Annotated in this window: 17 protein-coding genes; 10 read left to right on the top strand and 7 right to left on the bottom strand. The window is 58.0% G+C overall.

Features of this window, described 5'->3' with window-relative positions:
• The first annotated feature begins 61 nt into the window (after positions 1-61).
• From ACR0AG_RS14175 to ACR0AG_RS14190, 4 genes are all read left to right on the top strand, one after another.
• The gene (locus ACR0AG_RS14175) at positions 62-565 is read left to right on the top strand and encodes a DUF1643 domain-containing protein (protein ID WP_480839962.1); all 504 of its coding nucleotides are present in this window, start codon (positions 62-64) and stop codon (positions 563-565) included.
• 93 nt (positions 566-658) lie between these two features.
• On the top strand, positions 659-1642 hold the full coding sequence (locus ACR0AG_RS14180; RefSeq protein ID WP_480839964.1) for a calcium-binding protein: 984 nt from the start codon (positions 659-661) through the stop codon (positions 1640-1642).
• 143 nt (positions 1643-1785) lie between these two features.
• Complete coding sequence (gene rpsO, locus ACR0AG_RS14185; RefSeq protein WP_068336567.1) at positions 1786-2055, top strand: 30S ribosomal protein S15; 270 nt, start codon at positions 1786-1788, stop codon at positions 2053-2055.
• 184 nt (positions 2056-2239) lie between these two features.
• The gene (locus ACR0AG_RS14190) at positions 2240-3178 is read left to right on the top strand and encodes a DUF4238 domain-containing protein (RefSeq protein WP_480839968.1); all 939 of its coding nucleotides are present in this window, start codon (positions 2240-2242) and stop codon (positions 3176-3178) included.
• Between the two features lie 41 nt (positions 3179-3219).
• Here ACR0AG_RS14190 and ACR0AG_RS14195 read toward each other — a convergent pair whose 3' ends face one another.
• Positions 3220-3978, bottom strand: coding sequence for a DUF3299 domain-containing protein (locus ACR0AG_RS14195; protein WP_480839970.1), 759 nt, complete (start codon positions 3976-3978; stop codon positions 3220-3222).
• A gap of 350 nt (positions 3979-4328) precedes the next feature.
• On the opposite strand from ACR0AG_RS14195, the gene ACR0AG_RS14200 reads away from it, so the two are divergent.
• Together ACR0AG_RS14200 and pnp are read left to right on the top strand one after the other, a co-directional pair.
• A complete protein-coding gene (locus ACR0AG_RS14200; protein ID WP_480839973.1) occupies positions 4329-5018 on the top strand; it encodes a hypothetical protein in 690 nt (229 codons plus the stop codon).
• Positions 5019-5239: 221 nt separating this feature from the next.
• Positions 5240-7387, top strand: a complete 2148-nt coding sequence (gene pnp / locus ACR0AG_RS14205; protein ID WP_480839975.1) for a polyribonucleotide nucleotidyltransferase — start codon at positions 5240-5242, stop codon at positions 7385-7387.
• Positions 7388-7451: 64 nt separating this feature from the next.
• On the opposite strand, the gene ACR0AG_RS14210 is transcribed toward pnp, so the two are convergent.
• Positions 7452-7985: a P-loop NTPase family protein gene (locus tag ACR0AG_RS14210; RefSeq protein WP_480839977.1), complete on the bottom strand. Its 534-nt coding sequence runs from the start codon at positions 7983-7985 to the stop codon at positions 7452-7454.
• A 153-nt stretch (positions 7986-8138) separates the two neighbouring features.
• On the opposite strand from ACR0AG_RS14210, the gene ACR0AG_RS14215 reads away from it, so the two are divergent.
• Positions 8139-9128 (top strand): Hint domain-containing protein, encoded by a 990-nt coding sequence (locus tag ACR0AG_RS14215; RefSeq protein WP_480839979.1) that lies wholly within the window; start codon positions 8139-8141, stop codon positions 9126-9128.
• Between the two features lie 40 nt (positions 9129-9168).
• Here ACR0AG_RS14215 and ACR0AG_RS14220 read toward each other — a convergent pair whose 3' ends face one another.
• Complete coding sequence (locus ACR0AG_RS14220; RefSeq protein ID WP_480839982.1) at positions 9169-9819, bottom strand: peroxiredoxin; 651 nt, start codon at positions 9817-9819, stop codon at positions 9169-9171.
• Positions 9820-10027: 208 nt separating this feature from the next.
• Between ACR0AG_RS14220 and ACR0AG_RS14225 the strand changes: the two genes are divergently transcribed.
• Positions 10028-11467 (top strand): aldehyde dehydrogenase family protein, encoded by a 1440-nt coding sequence (locus ACR0AG_RS14225; protein WP_480839984.1) that lies wholly within the window; start codon positions 10028-10030, stop codon positions 11465-11467.
• A 56-nt stretch (positions 11468-11523) separates the two neighbouring features.
• On the opposite strand, the gene ACR0AG_RS14230 is transcribed toward ACR0AG_RS14225, so the two are convergent.
• The gene (locus ACR0AG_RS14230; RefSeq protein ID WP_480839986.1) at positions 11524-12366 is read right to left on the bottom strand and encodes a methylated-DNA--[protein]-cysteine S-methyltransferase; all 843 of its coding nucleotides are present in this window, start codon (positions 12364-12366) and stop codon (positions 11524-11526) included.
• 115 nt (positions 12367-12481) lie between these two features.
• Here ACR0AG_RS14230 and nth point away from each other — a divergent pair, with 115 nt between their 5' ends.
• Both nth and ACR0AG_RS14240 read left to right on the top strand, forming a co-directional pair.
• Positions 12482-13126: an endonuclease III gene (nth, locus tag ACR0AG_RS14235; RefSeq protein ID WP_480839988.1), complete on the top strand. Its 645-nt coding sequence runs from the start codon at positions 12482-12484 to the stop codon at positions 13124-13126.
• Complete coding sequence (locus ACR0AG_RS14240; protein ID WP_480839991.1) at positions 13123-14112, top strand: adenosine kinase; 990 nt, start codon at positions 13123-13125, stop codon at positions 14110-14112. The genes nth and ACR0AG_RS14240 overlap by 4 nt, the downstream gene beginning before the upstream one ends.
• A gap of 73 nt (positions 14113-14185) precedes the next feature.
• On the opposite strand, the gene ACR0AG_RS14245 is transcribed toward ACR0AG_RS14240, so the two are convergent.
• The 3 genes from ACR0AG_RS14245 to ACR0AG_RS14255 all read right to left on the bottom strand — a co-directional run bounded on the left by ACR0AG_RS14245 (position 14186) and on the right by ACR0AG_RS14255 (position 16976).
• Entirely contained in the window at positions 14186-15025 is an 840-nt protein-coding gene (locus tag ACR0AG_RS14245; protein ID WP_480839993.1) for a DUF547 domain-containing protein, read from the bottom strand.
• A complete protein-coding gene (locus ACR0AG_RS14250; protein ID WP_480839996.1) occupies positions 15022-16395 on the bottom strand; it encodes a radical SAM protein in 1374 nt (457 codons plus the stop codon). Before ACR0AG_RS14250 ends, ACR0AG_RS14245 begins: the two co-directional genes overlap by 4 nt.
• A gap of 89 nt (positions 16396-16484) precedes the next feature.
• Positions 16485-16976 (bottom strand): RNA pyrophosphohydrolase, encoded by a 492-nt coding sequence (locus ACR0AG_RS14255; RefSeq protein ID WP_480839999.1) that lies wholly within the window; start codon positions 16974-16976, stop codon positions 16485-16487.
• Positions 16977-17107: the final 131 nt, after the last annotated feature.

Raw genomic sequence — 17107 nt, forward strand, 5'->3', positions numbered from 1 at the left:
ACATCTGCCGCTCGGCGCCCTCCCTCTTGTGAATCCGGTGGAAACCGGCCAAACCCGGCGGATGATCACCCGAACGCATACCAAGGGCGACGCGCCCTCGACCGCTGTCTATTCCGATTGCGAAAACTATCGCTATAGCCTGACCCGTGTGTGGGATCCCAAGGGGCGCAAAGCGCTGTTTGTGATGCTGAACCCCTCGACCGCGACCGAGGTACAGAACGACCCGACCGTGGAACGGTGTGAACGCCGCGCGCGGGCGCTGGGGTTCGGGGCCTTTCAGGTGACCAACATCTTTGCCTGGCGCGACACGGACCCACGCAAAATGCGCGCAGCCGCCGATCCGGTGGGGCCAGAGAACGACCAAGCCATTCTTGAGGGCGCGGCCTGGGCCGATCAGATCATCGCGGCCTGGGGCACCCACGGCGCACATCTGGAGCGTGGCCCGGCAGTGGAAAATCTGTTGCGCGGCACGGGCCAAGATCTGTTTCATCTGGGTCTCAGCAAGGCGGGCCATCCAAAGCACCCCCTGTACATCGCATATACCCAGCAGCCAGAACCGTGGTGACGAAAGGTTAACCACAAGCTCAGGTTGGTTTTGACCAACCGCCTGACAGTATGGAACATTTTCCCCGGGGCAATGCGTTCACGGAGGGTTCCCATGTTTCTGATCGGATTGCTGGGTCTGGCCGCCGTCGGTACCGCAGCTTATGCAGTGGGTGACGTGCTGTCTGCTGACGCGAACACCGAGAACGAGCCCGAGGATTTGCCGGAAGACAAGATTGATGAGGGAGCCTTTCTGGATATCGGCGACCTTGAAGCAACGGCCGAGGAACACCCGCCGGAAGATGCCCCGCCAGAATCCGATGAGGGCAAAGAAAACCCGGAGGCAGGCAGCGAACCCCAGGACACCGGCGATCCGCTGTATGGCGATGACATTCTGGTCGGCAGCGACGATCCGGATCATCTGCGCGGCGGCGACGGTGACGACGCGATCGAGGGGGCCGGGGGCGCCGACATCCTGCATGGCGAAGCCGGGGAAGACACGCTGTTGGGCGGGGATGGCGATGACGAGCTGTTCGGGCATGGCGGCGATGACATCCTGAACGGAGGCGACGGCAATGACGAACTGACCGGAGGAGAAGGGGACGACACTCTGTCCGGTGGCAACGGGAATGACGTGATCCAGGCCGGTTATGGCCATGACACGGTTACGGGTGGCGCCGGGCAAGACACTCTGTTCGGCGGGGATGGCGATGACGTGATCATCGGCACCGAAGGGGATGATCCGGCGGCGTCAGATTTTCTGAATGGCGGCGCAGGTGATGACAGCATCTTCGCCGGCGCAGGCGACATCGTCACCGGTGGTGAAGGGGCGGACAGTGTCATCATCGATGGCAACAGTGACCAAGAGGATGTCACCGTCATGGGCTTTCAACCCGGCGAGGATAAATTGTTGATCACTTGGGAAGATCAGGACCCACCCGAAATCAGGATCGAAACCGACGTCGAAAAGCCCAGCATGACCCGTGTAATGCTCAACGATCAGGACGTGGCCCATTTGTTCGGGGCCGAAGGGATTACCGTGGAAGATATCCAACTGATCACCGAGGCGGAATTGGCACGCTTTGGCACCCTGGCCTGAGCGCGCAGAATCCCTTTGCCATTTACCCGGAAAGCGCCTATACGCGCCCATCCGCATCGGAATCGGTGCGGTTTTCTCCATGGGCCTGTGCTGGACGACATCCCGGCCTGCGCCATTCACTCTAACCTTCAAAGGAGACCCCGATGTCGATTACTGCCGCTGAAAAAGCACGCGTCATGAAAGAATTCGCAACCAAGGACGGCGACACCGGTTCGCCTGAAGTCCAGGTTGCCATCCTGACCTCGCGCATCAACACCCTGACCGAGCACTTCAAGACCCACAAAAAAGACAACCACGGTCGTCGCGGTCTGCTGAAAATGGTCGCCCAGCGCCGTAAGCTGCTGGACTACCTGAAAGGCAAGGAAGAAGCGCGCTATCAGGACCTGATCAAAAAGCTGGGCATCCGCCGCTAAGGTTTTTTTGCCTCGGACTTGAGGCCGGAGTTTTCTGGTCGAAACGCCCGCCAATTCGGCGGGCGTTTTTTCTTGATCGTTATGGTGCAGGACCTGCGATTTCAACAGTTACTCTGTCGCATTTCACAAGGGTATCACACAGGTTACATTCCATATAAATTCTTTAAGTTACAAAGGCTTATTCATGATCGACCCTGTTGATCATCATTACATTCCAAAGTTCTACCTCAGGCGCTGGGCGATAGATGATGGTGAATTATTTTGTTTCAAACGCTCATATGGCAATAAGCTTGCAGGAAAGCCAGTTTCACCGAGTGGAACGGGATACATACCGCATCTTTATTCAATGCGTATTCAAGATGGCGTCCCAGACCCATTGATGGAAAAAAACTTTATGTCACTCGTAGATGATGAAGCCGCCATTGCCTTGGAGATTCTGGAAAAATGGCTTCCTGAAAACAAATGGAATACCCGAAACCGAAATGCATGGTCTCGGTTCATTTGGTCCATGCAAATCCGAACACCAACCGCGATTGCTCAACTCCGGTCTATGGTCAGGGAACCGAGTGAAAAGATTACCCCTGGCTTGAAAGAAGCATACGACAAAGTCCGCGAAGAAGATGGGCCGGACAATGTGGATGACTACCTTGCCAATCTAGAACCGCACGAGGTGGATCGGATATTTCGTTTCCTTCCAAAACTCATGGATAATCCACGTATCGGCGAGTTCATCAACTCCATGCACTGGAAGGTAATAGACTTCGAACAAACAGGTATCCCGCTGATGACTTCTGATCGCCCTGCTTGGATGTCTCCGGCTTTTGCAGACCCTGATCCAGCAATAGCTATGCCTATCGGCCCAACCCGGTTGTTTGTGGCAACACGCGATGCGGGAACAATGAAACGCATCAAAGGTCAAAGCCGCCGTCAGATGGCGAAAGAAATGAACCGGTCCAGTGTTCAGCATGCGTCCCTGTTTGTCTACACAACGCAGGCCTCGGTCACACCAAAGACAAAGGCGTTCATTGGAAAACACTTCGGAACACACCCACAAGCCGACCCGCTGGAAAAGATTGCAGCAAAACTTGGGCAACGGATCGTCGCGCAGAGTGACCCGCAGTAGAAGATAAGCACAGGGATAATAAACCACTCCCAAAGCAGTTACTAGTTCCCGGCGGCACTTCCCCCGGTTTTGCGCGTTCCTGCGCTGCCAAGATGGTTGAACAGACCCAGTGACCAATCCAGGCGGTCATCGCCGTCCTCCAACAGTTCGACCTGCGCGCTCTCCAGTTGGAACGTGGCGCGCATGGGCACCAGCCCGTCGATCAGATCGATCTCATGCGCGGTGGGGTCGATGGTCAGCACACCGGTCAGTAGAACGGGTTCGTGAAACCGCTCGGGCTGCCAGTCGCCGGTCAACCGCACCCGGATCATCTGGTTCGGCGGTGGTGGAGGGAAATGACTGCACATGCCGAATTGCGGAACCAGATAGGCGATGGCCTGACCATCCGCCGCTGCCGGGGCCGGGATCGCAAACCCGGCAATCGTTACAGTTTGGCCATCCAAAGCAGGGTTGCCGCGCGCGCGGGCCTTGTTTCGACGTTCAGTCACCGGCTGGCGCTGATCCAGCAGCCAGTCAATATCTATCCCGTCCGTGGCCAGCGCCTCTTCGGTCGCGGTCAGCAGGTCCTGCCATTTTTGTCGCTCCTCCGGGGTACCAAGGTCCTGCTGCAGCCGGTTTCGAAGGCGGATTACAAATAGAAAATCGTCAAACTGCTCGGCGTTCAGATCGCGAAACGGGTCGTCAAACTGTTGTGCTGCAGGGTCGGGCAACGCAGCCCAATCCAATGTGTTGATCCCCGCCAAAGCGGCCTGACCCACAGTCAAGATCGCAATCGCAAAACCAAAGACCCAAGCTTTCATCCGCAACCTCCCCAACGCTATGATCAATCTAGGGCTTCTCGACCCACGATTGTAGGGCCAGAGGCTTTGGTTTATCCAGCGGATCATGGTCCGGGTGAATTGACATCACATATGAAACGGTATGTTACTACAGGCACAACCATAAGACGTTTTGCATTGATTTCATGACACTTTTCTTTCGTTCGCTTGTTCTATCGCTCTCGGTGTTTGGGCGCATGATCTTTCCCGTTTTGGTAATCTCAGTCGCCTCCACTTTTGTTTGGACACTGGCCAGCATTCCGACCTTGGGCCTGTCGATCTATGTCAGCGAACCGATCACTGCTGCGTTCATCAGCCTGTTCGGCATTCGCATGGCACTTGCGGTCAAAGGCGATCTACGTCGTTACGAGATCGGTATCCTGCTTTTAAAGGCCGTTCTGTTTGGTCTTTTCTTCTTTGCGGTCAACTCAGGCCTGAACTGGACCCTCACATTTTTGTCCAAGCTTTTTGCGCTCTGGCAAGTTGGCGACGTGTCTCCGCTGGACATTAAGGATGCAGCAGAATCCACTCGCTTCGCGTTCGCTCTGATTTGGTTAGGCTATAAAACGGTTCTGGTGATCCTCGCAGTGTCCGTTTTTCAGGCCATTATGGCCGTACCGTTGGCAAGTGCTGCGCGCGAGGCAAGCCACAGGGAACCAAGTCGCGGATTTTTCTACGGTGCTGGACGCTGCTTCCTGCCTTTGTTCTGCGTTTTCTTCGTGTCCGTATTTTTGCAGATCTATTTTGGGTTCTATTCCTTTCTTTTTGCGATGATTCCGCTGTTTCTTTCTGTGTTCATGATCATTCTTGGGCAACCCCTGCCCGAGCTTGACCTTGAAATGCTGATGAAAGGGATCGGTGCATTGGCTGGGCTGTTGTGGCTGCATTCGTGGATCTGGTCGGCTTCAGCCTTGGCGTTGCTCAAATTCGTAGATGCGCCGGTTCAGCCAGAAGCACCGACAACCACCGACAATGACAAGACATCGACAGATATCCGCGCGCTGCGCAAATCCCGCGAATAAGCTGCCTTCCCGCCATTGTTCCACCCCCATCCGCCCGAATATGGGCATGGGCCGATGACCCTTTCAATCCGGTTCATTCTCATGTATGCGCGCGGTTATCTGAGACGTTGTGCCCTGACCCCGGCACTCGAACGGAAGATAAAATGGGGTCGGCGGCAATGGGGCCGCCATGCAAACCGGAGACCCGCAGGGGCGGGAGTGCTCCGATCTAGGATACGCATATGTTTGATGTAACGAAGAAATCAATGCAGTGGGGCGAAGAGACGCTGACACTGGAAACCGGCAAGGTTGCCCGTCAGGCCGACGGCAGCGTGATTGCCACGCTGGGCGAAACCAGCGTCATGGCAAACGTGACCTTTGCGCGGGCGCAAAAGCCCGGTCAGGACTTTTTCCCGCTGACCGTGCATTATCAGGAAAAATACTATGCCGCCGGTAAGGTTCCGGGCGGCTTTTTCAAGCGCGAGGCGCGCCCGACCGAGAAAGAGACGCTGACCGCGCGTCTGATCGACCGTCCGATCCGCCCGCTATTCGTTGACGGCTTCAAAAACGAAGTTCTGGTGATGTGCACCGTGCTGTCCCACGATCTGGTCAACGACCCCGACATCGTTGCAATGATTGCTGCCTCGGCTGCGCTGACCATTTCCGGCGCGCCGTTCCGTGGCCCGATCGCCGGTGCCCGTGTTGGGTTTGAAGATGGCGAATACGTCCTGAACCCGACCGTCGACGACATGCAGGATCTGCGCCTGAACCCTGAACAGCGTCTGGATCTGGTTGTTGCCGGCACCAAAGACGCCGTGATGATGGTGGAATCGGAAGCCTATGAGCTGTCCGAGGCGGAAATGCTGGGCGCGGTGAACTTTGCCCATGCGCAGATCCAGCCGGTCATCGACCTGATCATTTCGCTGGCCGAAGAAGCCGCGAAAGAGCCGTTTGACTTCCAGGCACCGGATTACTCCGAGCTGTCCGCTGCCGTTAAGGCTGCGGGTGAAGAGCAGATGCGCGCCGCCTTTGCGATCACCGACAAGCAAGAGCGCACCGCCGCTGTAGCCGCTGCCCGCGAAGCGATCAAAGAAGCTCTGACCGAAGAGCAGCTGGAAGACGGCAACCTCGGTTCCGCAATGAAAAAGCTGGAAGCTGGCATCCTGCGCGGCGACGTGGTCAAAGGCGGCAAGCGGATCGACGGTCGGTCGACCACAGACATCCGTTCGATCGTTGCAGAAACCTCGATGCTGCCGCGGACCCATGGGTCTGCCCTGTTCACCCGTGGTGAAACGCAGGCGCTGGCCGTGACCACGCTGGGCACCGGTGACGATGAGCAGTTCATCGACGCGCTGCATGGCAACTTCAAATCGAACTTCCTGCTGCACTACAACTTCCCTCCGTATTCGGTTGGTGAAGTTGGCCGCGTGGGTGGCCCCGGCCGTCGTGAGATCGGTCACGGCAAGCTGGCATGGCGCGCCCTGCAGGCGGTTCTGCCTGCGGCGACCGACTTCCCCTACACGATCCGCATCGTGTCGGAGATCACTGAATCCAACGGCTCCAGCTCGATGGCATCAGTCTGCGGCGGTTCGCTGTCGATGATGGATGCGGGCGTTCCGCTGAAAGCACCGGTTGCCGGTGTGGCCATGGGTCTGATCCTGGAAGATGACGGCGACTATGCCATCCTGTCGGACATTCTGGGTGACGAAGACCACCTGGGCGACATGGACTTCAAAGTGGCTGGTACCGAAAACGGCATCACCTCGCTGCAGATGGACATCAAGGTTGCGGGCATCACACCCGAGATCATGGAGAATGCCCTGGCGCAAGCCAAGGACGGCCGGATGCACATTCTGGGTGAGATGGGCAAAGCCCTGTCCGAGACCAACGAATTCTCGGTTCACGCCCCGCGCATCGAGACCATGAACATCCCCACCGACAAGATCCGCGAAGTGATCGGCTCGGGCGGTAAGGTCATCCGCGAAATCGTCGAGGTTTCGGGTGCCAAGGTCGACATCAACGACGACGGCGTGATCAAGATTGCCTCGCCCGATGGTGAATCGATCAAGAAGGCCTATGAGATGATCCACTCGATCGTCGCCGAGCCGGAAGAGGGTCAGATCTACACTGGTAAGGTCGTGAAGATCGTCGACTTCGGCGCCTTCGTGAACTTCTTTGGCAAGCGCGACGGTCTGGTGCACGTGTCGCAGATCGAAAACCGCCGTCTGAACCACCCTTCGGATGTTCTGAAGGAAGGTCAGGAAGTCAAGGTCAAACTGCTGGGCTTTGACGATCGCGGCAAGGTTCGCCTGTCGATGAAAGTCGTCGATCAGGAAACCGGCGAAGAGATCGTGCCCGAGAAAAAAGAAAAGAAAGAAGACGCGGAGTAATCAGCGCTTTCATACGACAACAAGGCCCCGGTGATCTGCCGGGGCCTTTTTTATGTTGCAACTGTCAACGCAGCGGCAAATCCCACTCGCGGTAGAGATTCTGTAAGTCTTTTGATGTATTACATTTCACAAAGGGCTTACCAGTTTTGCAAATTATGTCCTCATACCTAGCGGCTTTGTTGCGGGTCGTGATAATCCAACTTGTCATCTTCCATGAAAGCTTGTCTTGGCTACCTTCCAGGTGACCCGCACGCGCGCTGTTGTTGTTCAAAGTGCGCTTGAGATATCGATAGTAACGCAGCCAGACATTCGAAGTGACCAGGATGATGCCCGACGCGCGATCAAGGCGCTGAGGTAAAAGGCGCGAATAGTTTCCCTCCATCACCCAACGTTCTTTCAAGATCGCAGCATCATGGAGCCTCGCGAATTCCTCGTCCGGGCGCTCAAGCCAATTGGTGTTTGGCAAGTGCCGCAATTGGTCAAGATGCACGGCTTGAAGCGACAGCTTTTTGGCAATCGCAACCGCAAGCGTCGATTTGCCGGAATTTGAAGGGCCAACAATGACGATGCGCTGCCCAAGTGCGGATAGTGAACTCATTTTAGGCCTCGAAACGTATACGCTTGCAAATCATATCAAATTTAGAGGCTGTCTTAACTGCCGTCAGGATTCAAACCGTCAAGGTAAACCAATTCTTAACACTTATAAGTTGAGTTAGTTCACAGTTAAGGAAATCCGGGACTTCGCTCCGCTGTGGACTTTATCACCATCTACGAAATTGACGGCGACCCGTTCGGTAATCCAAGTGTCACGGTCACCCAAGGGTATCAGGTGGTGGTCACTGACAACGACAATTTCCTGCAAGACCCCGACAGCGGTGAACAGTTTGATACCAGCTCGATCCCCAATCTGAACAATTCCGCGAACTTCCAGATTTTCGAAGGCTATGCAGCCACAGTTGATGGCGCGCCGGTTACCTATACGCTTTTACAGTTTTCCGGGACGCAATACATCGTCGTGACCTCGGGCGATGTCGCTGTCGGGGATGAGCTGGTGGGCAATGCGACAGTGCAAAACCCGGCCCCGCCGGTGGCCTATGACAGCCTTCCCAGCTTTGTCTGCTTCACAGCCGGGTCTTACATTCTGACACCTTCGGGTCAGCGTCTGATTGACGAGATCAGGGCCGGGGACGCGGTTGTTGTTGCAGATGGCTCCAGCCGTCCGGTGCGCTGGGTCGGCAAAAGACGGCTGAGCAAAAGCGATCTCCAGCAGACACCGAAACACTGTCCGATCCGGATCAGCGCGGGCAGCCTTAGGCCGGGGACGCCGTCGCGGGATCTGTTGCTGTCGCCGCAACATCGCGTCGTGGTGTCTTCGCCTGCGATGGAGTTGCTTCATTGCCACCGGAACATGCTGGCCCCCGCCAAATCGCTGATCAACGGCAAAACAATCAACCAAACGCTGCCCAACCAAGGGGTGGAGTATATTCACATCCTGTTCGACCAACATGAGCTGGTGAATGTCGAAGGGTTGTGGTCCGAGTCGTTTTTTCCAGGTGATTGCACCCTGGACGCGATGAGCATGACGGTGAAACAAGAGCTGTTCGCGTTGTTCCCCGAGCTTGACGCCGGTGCAAGCGGGTATGGCGATACCGTTCTACCGGTTCTGAAACCGTTCGAGGTTCAGATGCTGCGCCCGGATCTGTCCGTCCCTGTGGGGTCGGCAACCGCATTTGTTCACTGAGCGGCGCTGACGGGGGCCGGAACCCCCGCCCTTTTGTTGATCAAGACGGCGCTTTGGTCTTGCGCAGGTAGGGGAAGATCGTCTCGAACTCACCAAATTTCGCCTTGGCATCTTCGTTTGAGACCGCTGGCGGGATGATCACATCCTCACCCGGCACCCAGTTCGCAGGTGTTGCGACGCCTTTGGCGGACATCTGCAACCCGTCCAGCGCGCGCAGGATCTCGGCAAAGTTGCGGCCCACGGTCATCGGATAGGTCATCGACAGTTTCAGCTGCTTGTCGGGCCCGATGATAAAGACGGACCGCACTGTGGCACTGTCGGCGGGGGTGCGGCCATCGGGCAGGTAGGCCTCGGCCGGAAGCATGTCGAAGGCTTTCGAGACAGCAAGCCCGTCATCGGCAATGATCGGAAAGCCGGGATTGGCGTTGCCGTAGGCTTCGATGTCTTTCTTCCACTTCTTGTGGTCCTCGACACCGTCAACCGATACGCCGATCACCTTGGTATTCCGCGCCGCCCATTCGTCATTCAACTGTGCTACAGCCGAAAACTCGGTGGTGCAGACAGGGGTGAAATCTTTGGGGTGGGAAAACAAAATGGCCCAGCTGTCGCCGATCCAGTCATGAAACTGAATGGTGCCCTGATCCGTTTCTGCGGTGAAATTCGGGACGGTGTCGTTGATACGCAAACCCATTTTGTTTCTCCTTTCCTGAGAAATGTCCGAGTCGAATGGTGCAAACTTAATCAGTTTGCGCGCGGGTTAAACCACCGATGTCGACCCTAGCCAGATTTGAAGGGTTCTGACCCACAGAAAATCGACTTGCCCGCACGTGTTGCCGGTGACAGAGTGGCCCGCAAAGCCGACCAATCGGTCGGTTGATTCCGGATCAGGAGGAACTGCCATGATCGAAAAACGCGATTTCTATATCAACGGCCAGTGGGTCGCGCCTGCGCAATCGAATGACTTTGCGGTCATCAACCCATCGACCGAAGAGCCCTGCGCCGTGATCTCTTTGGGGTCGCAAGCGGACACCGACGCAGCGGTTGCGGCAGCAAAAGCGGCGCTGCCCGGGTGGATGGACACACCTGTGTCAGAGCGTATCGCGCTGGTGGAAAAGCTGATCGATATCTACAAGGACCGTTCCGAAGATCTGGCGCAGGCGATGTCGCTGGAAATGGGCGCGCCGATCGATATGGCCCGCACGCAGCAATCCGGAGCGGGTATCTATCATCTGAAGAATTTCGTGCGCGCGGCTAAAGCATTTCAGTTCGAACGCCCCTTGGGCGAGCATGCCCCTAATGACCGGATCATCTATGAGGCGGTTGGCGTCACCGCGCTGATCACACCTTGGAACTGGCCGATGAACCAGATCACGCTCAAGGTCGGTGCGGCCGCCGTTGCCGGGTGCACGATGGTGTTGAAACCTTCGGAACAGAGCCCGCTGAACGCGATGATCTTTGCCGAGATGATGGACGAAGCCGGGTTCCCGGCGGGTGTGTTCAACCTTTTGAACGGGGATGGCGCAGGCGTGGGATCGCAGCTGTCGGCTCATAACGACGTGGATATGATCAGCTTCACCGGATCGACCCGCGCGGGCACAGCGATTTCCAAGAATGCAGCGGACACTTTGAAGAAAGTGCATCTGGAACTGGGTGGAAAAGGCGCGAATGTCGTCTTCGCGGATGCGGATGAAAAGGCCGTAAAGCGCGGCGTGCTGCATATGATGAACAACACCGGTCAAAGCTGTAACGCCCCCAGCCGGATGCTCGTTCAGCGCCCGATCTATGATCAGGCGGTGGAAACGGCGGCGGAAGTGGCGGGCAAGGTCACCGTTGGCAACGCTGCGGAAGAGGGCCGCCATATCGGCCCCGTGGTGAATGAGGTGCAGTGGACCAAAATACAAGACCTGATCCAGAAGGGCATCGACGAAGGCGCGCGCCTTGTAGCGGGTGGTACGGGCCGTCCGGAAGGTCTGAACAAAGGGTACTATGTGCGCCCGACCGTCTTTGCCGATGCCAACAACCAAATGACCATCGCACGTGAAGAGATCTTTGGCCCGGTGCTGACCATGATCCCGTTCGATACCGAAGCCGAGGCGATCGAGATCGCCAATGACACGCCTTATGGTCTGACCAACTATGTCCAGACACAAGACGGCGACCGCGCCAACCGAATGGCGCGGCACCTGCGATCGGGCATGGTCGAGATGAACGGCCAGTCGCGCAGTGCGGGCTCTCCGTTTGGGGGGATGAAGCAATCCGGCAACGGGCGCGAGGGCGGTGTGTTTGGGCTGGAGGATTTCCTTGAGGTCAAAGCCGTCGGCGGCTGGGCTGCCGAATAATCCCGTTTTGACGTGATCCAGTTGTGAGGCACCTGACGGTGCCTCGCTCTGGTTCCTCAGGCTTCCGCCTGAGCGGCCTCATAGGCCAGCATGGCGCGTTTGACCGGCAGGCCCCAGTGATAGCCACCCAGTCCGCCCGATTTACGCAACGCCCGGTGACATGGGATCAACCAGCTGACCGGGTTACGACCCACGGCGGTACCCACGGCGCGCACCGCCTGCGGTGAGCCGACCCGCTGCGCAATCTCTGAATAGGTGGTGACCTGGCCCGAGGGGATGTGCATGAGCGCCTCCCAGACCTTGATCTGCAAAGGTGAGCCGATCAGGTGCAGCGGGGTTTCCGAGCGATCAGCACCGAAGGACGCATCGACCCAGAGGCGCAGTCTTTCGGTATCTTCGACGAAATTGGCTTTGGGCCAGCGTGAGACCATGTCCTGCATCGCATGGCTTTCACCGGTTTCCGCGCCAAAGGCCATGCCACAGATGCCCTTGCCGGTGCCCATCACCAGCGCGGGTCCAAAAGGGCAGTCGAACCAGCCCCAATATATCGTGAGACCATCCCCCTTGCGGGCGTATTCGCCAGGGCTCATGGATTCCCATTTCAGGAACAGATCGTGCAGGCGGCCGCTGCCGGACAGGCCGACGTTGTGGGCGGTTTCCAGCGTGGTGAACCGTTCACGTAGCAACGCCTTGGCATGACCCAGCGCCAGATATTGCTGATACTTTTTGGGCGACACGCCGGTCCAGCGTGAAAACAGGCGCTGGAAATGGGCGGGACTCATGTCCATCTGGCGGGCCAGTTCATCCAGGCTGAGGGATTCGCCGCCTTGATCGATCAACTCGATCGCACGCCGCATGACGTTATAGTGGTATCCGCTTTCGGGGGTTTGGACGTTCATGGTTCACCTCAATTTCTGACAGAACCATAGCGCTTCGGTCACGCGCCCGCGACCCGGAACATGCGCATTGGCTTTAGGCTTGTATCGCAGGCCCTCGGGCGGCATTAAGGCGCGGATGGCAAAGCAACTCGATTACCACACGATCCGCGAGATCTTTACGCGTTTTCAGGACGCAGACCCCGAACCCAAGGGTGAGCTGGAGCATGTGAACGTCTACACTCTGGTCGTCGCCGTGGCGCTTTCGGCGCAGGCAACCGATGCAGGCGTTAACAAGGCCACACGGGAATTGTTCAAAATCGCCGATACGCCGCAAAAGATGCTGGATCTGGGCGAAGAGGGGCTGATCGAACATATCAAAACCATTGGGCTCTTCCGCCAGAAGGCCAAGAACGTCATCAAGCTCAGCCGCATTCTGGTCGACGACTACGGCGGCGAGGTTCCCAATTCCCGCGCCGCGCTGCAATCCCTGCCCGGTGTCGGGCGCAAGACGGCCAACGTGGTTCTGAACATGTGGTGGCGGCAACCGGCGCAAGCGGTGGATACGCATATCTTTCGCGTCGGCAACCGCACTGGTATTTGCCCCGGCAAGGACGTAGACGCCGTCGAACGCGCCATCGAAGACAATATCCCTGCCGACTTCCAACTCCATGCGCATCACTGGCTGATCCTGCATGGCCGGTACCATTGCAAGGCGCGCAAGCCGCAATGCCCGACCTGCATCATCCGTGATCTCTGTCAATTCGAGGACAAGACCCTATGAAGACCTACCAACTGACCGGCATCGGAAATGCGGTTGTCGATGTGATTTCCCAGGCCGATGACAGTTTCCTGGAGCTGATGGGCATCGAAAAAGGCATCATGCAACTGATCGAGCAAGAGCGCGGCGAGGTGCTGTATGCCTCGATGGAAGGCCGCGTGCAGACGCCGGGCGGCTCGGTTGCCAACACCATCGCGGGCGCTGGCGCGCTGGGTCTGGATGCGGCCTTTATCGGGCGCGTGCATGATGACGCTTTGGGCCGGTTCTATGCGGATGCGATGAACGAGGACGGGGTCGATTTCGTGAACCCTCCGGTCCCGGGCGGCGAGCTGCCGACGTCGCGGTCGATGATCTTTGTCTCGCCCGACGGCGAGCGATCGATGAACACCTATCTAGGGATTTCCTCGGAGCTGTCCTCGCAGGATGTCTCGGATGAGGTCGCGGGCAGCAGTCAGATCATGTTCCTTGAGGGCTATCTGTTCGACAAGGAAAAGGGCAAGGCGGCATTTCTTGAAGCCGCACGCGCCTGCCACAAAGGCGGCGGCAAAGCGGGGATCGCGATTTCCGATCCTTTCTGCGTGGAACGGCACCGGGTCGATTTCCTGCTGCTGATCGAGAACGAGCTGGATTTTGTCATCGGCAATGAGGCCGAGATCAAATCGCTATTCGAAACTGATGATCTTGAGGACGCGTTGGCGAAAACCGCCGCGATTTGCCCTCTGGTCGTGTGTACACGGTCAGGCGACGGGGTGACGGTTTTGCATGACGGTCAGCGCGTTGACGTGCCGGTTGAAAAAGTGGTGCCCGTGGATGCCACCGGCGCGGGCGATCAATTCGCCGCCGGGTTCCTGTTTGGTATGGCAACGGGCCGCGACTACGAGACCTGCGCCAAGATCGGCAACATCTGTGCGCGTGAGGTGATCAGTCACATCGGGCCTCGCCCCGAGGCGAATATGCAGGAGTTGTTGCGCGCCGAAGGGTTGCTGTAAGCGCTGAGCCGCGCGATTACCGGACCACGGGATGGCGATCGCGCGGCGGACTGACGGCCTTGGTTCCGCGCCGTTAAAAGCCCGCTGCAGCGTCGTTTAGTGCCCAATCGTACTCATATGCGCTTACCCTTGGGGTTTCCTGCAGCCGTGCCCGCAGCTCAGGCTCAGCAGCCGTTTCGAGATAGGCGATCACCGCTTTCTCATTCGCCCCGAAATCCTCGCGGAACCAGATATAGATCTTCGACAGGATCAGCCGCCCGCGCGTGTCATATCGCACTCCGCGTGGGTCGTTGACATAAGCGCGTTCGGCGGCGGCAAAATCACGTTCCAGCGTGTCCGCCTGCCAGGCCCGGTCCATCAGGTTGGGGCAACCGACAGCGGCGCAGTTCAGGGCATAGTGAATGCGCGGCTCTTTGAACGTCGGGCGGATGATCCGATGTTCGATATCGTTCAGCGTTAGTGTCTGGCCGGAAACCCGCGCAAATGGGCGATCCCAGGGTCCAAAGGAAAACGCCCCATCGTTTATGTCGCGGATTGAAGCGACCGGATAGTTTTCAAGGATCAGATCAACCGTCAGCGCATTATAGAGATTGATCCAATAGGCCAGTTGCTGATCGCGGGTCAGCCGGTCTGGCGCCACGGTCTGCAATTCCGCCAGATAGCCGTCCAGCCGTGCCCGGTCTGACCGTGACACCTGGCCATACGCCACCCGGTTCACACCTTGCGCGTCCTGGGTCACGTAACGGGACAGGAATGCGCTCCAATCGCGATGGTCAACCCGCTCACCCGGTGGTGGCGCTGTTTGCGTCAGGGCCGTTTCAGGCAAAGGAGCAGCTGCCGGCAAGGCCAGACGCTCGACGCTGGCGCAGGCGGCCAGAAGCGGCAGTAACAGGATCAACAAAATCGCTCTCATGAGGCAGTCTTTCTGTTCCGGCGTTCCGCTCGCAATTGCCCTTTGAGCTTTTTGAGCGGGGCCTGTTCCGGGTGCTGCAGATCGGGCAGTGTCGCTTTTTCCGAAAGGGTCCGCACCGCTGAATTCCACCACCGTTGCCCGTTTGGTGTGTCCACCTCATCCTTTTGGGCCAGGAACATGTCGCGCTGCGCGTTATGGGCACACATCGACATCGGCCCCTTGGCGGTGGCCACCATGAAGACGCACGAGGCGCAGCGGTCTTCTTCCAGGGCATCTGCGGCCATGAAGTTGTGAATGAATACCGATTGCCGCCGCACAGGGCCTTTCCAAAGCCCCGTGCCCAGCCGCAAGGCACGCCCGGTCAGGTACGCAGCCGCCCTGAGCGCAAGCGCCGGATGGCGCAGAACAAGGCGCCGGACACTGTCGCGGATCTCCATATGGCCATCTTCTGTCGTATCCACGCCTTCCAGGGCGTCGATCACGCGATGCACCAATGCACGGTCTGACAGCACGGAAACAGCGCGCCCGCCTGCGGTAAACACACTTGCATAGCGGTTGCACCGCGAATGCCCGACCGAGGCGGCATCAAAATCAAGCGGTGTCTCATACCCCTGTTCGACCGCACGCATCACGCTGTCCTGCGTGATCATGTCGGGTCGTTCTCGCAGGACACCGCGTCCGGTATCGGCCTGCATCTGGAACGAGACAAAGGCGACCTCGGGCTGATCGCGAAGAAACCGGGCCAGGTCGGGCAGCTCGGCAAAATTGTCTTCGAATACCGTTGTGTTGAACAGGATGCGCAGACCCAGACCCCTTGCGCGCCGGATATAGGTGCTGCGGACGGTGTTCAGTTCAACCTCGGTTTCAAACCCTTTGCGTTCCTGTGTCAGATCGACGTGAAAGGCCACATCATCCAGACCAGCGGCGGCCAAACGGGTCAACATGGCGCGGCTGGCCCTTATGCCATTGGTCATCAGGCAAGACCGCATCTCCAGGCGCCGGATTTCGCGGCAGAGCGCCTCAAGATCTTCGACCTTGCGCAGGGTCGGGTCACCCCCGGTCAGCTGGACCGAAACACCTGGCCCATAATGGCTGTGAATCGTCTCAAGCCGCGCGAACAGAACCGACAGGGGCGGGTCATAGGTCATCTCGGCCCGGTCCGAGAGATAGCACAAGGTGCAATCCAGGTTGCAGCGCTGGGTAACCTCAAGAGCGACGCAGGCGATAGGATAAAACCGGCCCGCTGTTTGACCGGGGCCGTATTCGCCACTGCTCCACAAACCGTCGCGCAGGGGCTCGCGCCGGTCAGTGCCGTGGAACCGGCGTCCGGCGGGTTGGAACATGGTCAGATCGGGCAGGGTGTCCTTCATGCGCACCAAGCTATGCGGCGGGGCACGGGCGGGCCATGCCCCCTCACGGCAACGTGCGGCGCGGTGAGTTTTGTTACCTCGGCCTGCTGTCAGGTGCCCGTCAGATAGGCGTCAAACGCTCCAACAACGCGCTCATAGACGTCCCGTTTGAAGGGCACGATCTCGTCAATCAGCTTTGCCGGATCCTGCCACTTCCACTCACAGAACTCGGGGTGGTCTGTGTCGATATTGATCTGATCGTCCGTGCCAGAGAATCGCATCAGATACCATTTCTGTTCCTGCCCGCGATACCGGCCTTTCCAGATTTTCGGCACGATGTCATGGGGCAGGTCATAGGGCAGCCAGCCCTCGGTTTCAGCCACTACCTCAACCAGATCGGTGGAGACGCCGGTTTCTTCCCACAGCTCACGCAGTGCGGCGTCGCGCGGATCTTCGCCCTTGTCCACACCGCCCTGCGGCATTTGCCAGGCGTCTTTGGGGCCGTCGTTGCGCTTGCCCACGAAAATCTTGCCATCAGCATTCATCAGCATCAGCCCGACGCAAGGGCGATAGGGCAGTTTGGCGATGTCTTCGGGTGTCATACGCGGGCCTCTTTCAGTGCTAAGCCGATCTCTAACAACCTGCGCCGCAGCCGCAAAGGGGGTGACGTTAGGTTTCGCGTGACAACAGGCGCATGCGCGTCGATTTTGACGGCACCTAAGGGAGAGGTTCC

It is taken from the genome of Ruegeria sp. H6, assembly GCF_056532975.1.